We start from the raw sequence: 1,963 nt of genomic DNA on the forward strand, positions 1-1,963 counted from the left end.
GCCCCTGCGCCGCCGCTTCTTCATAACCGGTGGTGCCGTTGATCTGGCCGGCAAAGAACAGGCCGTGGATAAATTTACTCTCCAGCGTCGGCTTGAGATCGCGCGGATCGAAGAAGTCGTACTCGATGGCGTAGCCCGGGCGCACGATCTTCGCGTTCTCCAGACCTTTCATCGAGCGCACGATCTGCATCTGCACATCAAACGGCAGGCTGGTGGAGATACCGTTCGGGTAGATTTCGTTGCTGGTCAGCCCTTCCGGCTCAAGGAAAATCTGATGTGCGTTACGATCGGCAAAGCGCATCACTTTGTCTTCAATCGACGGGCAGTAGCGTGGCCCGATCCCCTCGATGATCCCGGCATACATCGGGCTGCGATCGAGGTTATTGCGGATCACTTCATGTGTCTGCTCATTGGTGTGGGTTATCCAGCATGGCACCTGCTGCGGATGCTGTCCGGCATGGCCCATAAACGAGAACACCGGCATCGGGTCATCCCCGTGCTGCGGCGTTAGCACCGAAAAGTCGATGGTGCGGGCATCGATACGCGGTGGCGTACCGGTTTTCAGGCGGTTTACGCGCAGCGGCAGCGCACGCAGACGTTTAGCCAGCGGAATCGACGGAGGATCGCCTGCACGACCACCGCTGTAGTTATCGAGGCCGATGTGGATTTTGCCGTCCAGGAAAGTGCCCACCGTCAGAACGACGGTTTTCGCCCGGAACTTCAGGCCCATCTGGGTCACGGCGCCGACAACGCGATCGTTCTCCACAATCAGATCATCAACCGCCTGCTGGAAGATCATCAGGTTCGGCTGGTTTTCCAGCGCAGTGCGTACCGCCTGGCGATACAGTACCCGGTCTGCCTGTGCACGCGTGGCACGCACCGCCGGGCCTTTGCTGGCGTTTAGTATCCTAAACTGAATACCGGCCTGATCGATCGCGCTGGCCATCAAACCGCCTAAGGCATCCACTTCCTTAACCAGGTGTCCTTTCCCGATGCCACCGATCGCCGGGTTACAGGACATTTGTCCCAGCGTATCAATATTATGGGTGAGTAACAGGGTTTGCTGACCCATTCGGGCAGCGGCCATCGCGGCTTCTGTGCCCGCATGACCACCACCGATTACGATGACGTCAAAAGGATCTGGATAAAACATGAAGTGGGTCCTCGTTAGTGTTCGGACAGGGATCGTTGCCCTGGGCGGTGGATTCTACTGAAATTCTGTTCAGGGCGAAAGTCGCGGGATCCTGCGGTTTAAAAGAAAGGATCTTAAGTCTTTTATATGATCTCTCTGTTAGATCTCTTATTAGGATCGCCCCTGTCTGTTGATAACCCGGAAAAGCGCTGTGGCAACAGGGGATTAGCGAGGATCGTTTACTGTGAATGATCGGTGATCCTGATCCGTATAAGCTGAGATCAACTTTGCTACTTATACACAGCGTAAAAAAGCATCAGCGGTTGTTCTTTGGATAACTACTGGTTATACGCATGAAATAACGGATCTTATCCACAAAGCGACGCAGGTAAAAGGCGATAAAACAGCGGAATCAACTGGGGATCGACATAAATACCCGATCCCCGACCAGCAAAGATCGTCTTAAATCTGCGGGTGCCAGCTGGCAACCCACACTTCCGCCGGATCTTCCGGAATCTCATGTTCCAGCACGTCGATCTCCAGCCGATCGCCAATACGTTTGGCACCCAGCTGCGTTAACGTCGTCTCCAGCAGTTTGATCGCACCGCAGAACAGATCGTATTCATGATTACCGATACCCACTGCGCCAAAGCGTACGCCTGACAGATCCGGCTGGCTCTCCTGCAGCGCTTCATAAAACGGCAGCAGGTTGTCCGGCAGTTCGCCGGCACCGTGCGTTGAGCTGACAATCAGCCAGACGCCCTCCTGAGGCACCTCATCCAGCTCGGGTCCGTGCAGCAGTTCGGTTGAAAAGCCCGCTTCCTGCAGTTT

2 protein-coding genes are annotated in these 1,963 nt (G+C 55.4%); both read right to left on the minus strand.

Annotated elements, in window-relative coordinates; translation table 11 throughout:
* Window positions 1–1,153 (minus strand): tRNA uridine-5-carboxymethylaminomethyl(34) synthesis enzyme MnmG (gene mnmG / locus ERD80_RS21795; protein WP_136548517.1); only part of this gene is annotated, 1,153 nt, incomplete at its 3' end.
* Window positions 1,154–1,594: 441 nt separating this feature from the next.
* Window positions 1,595–1,963 (minus strand): FMN-binding protein MioC (mioC, locus tag ERD80_RS21800; RefSeq protein WP_136548519.1); only part of this gene is annotated, 369 nt, incomplete at its 5' end.

The sequence above is a fragment of the Pantoea sp. R102 genome, from assembly GCF_004916815.1.
GTDB lineage: Bacteria > Pseudomonadota > Gammaproteobacteria > Enterobacterales > Enterobacteriaceae > Pantoea > Pantoea dispersa.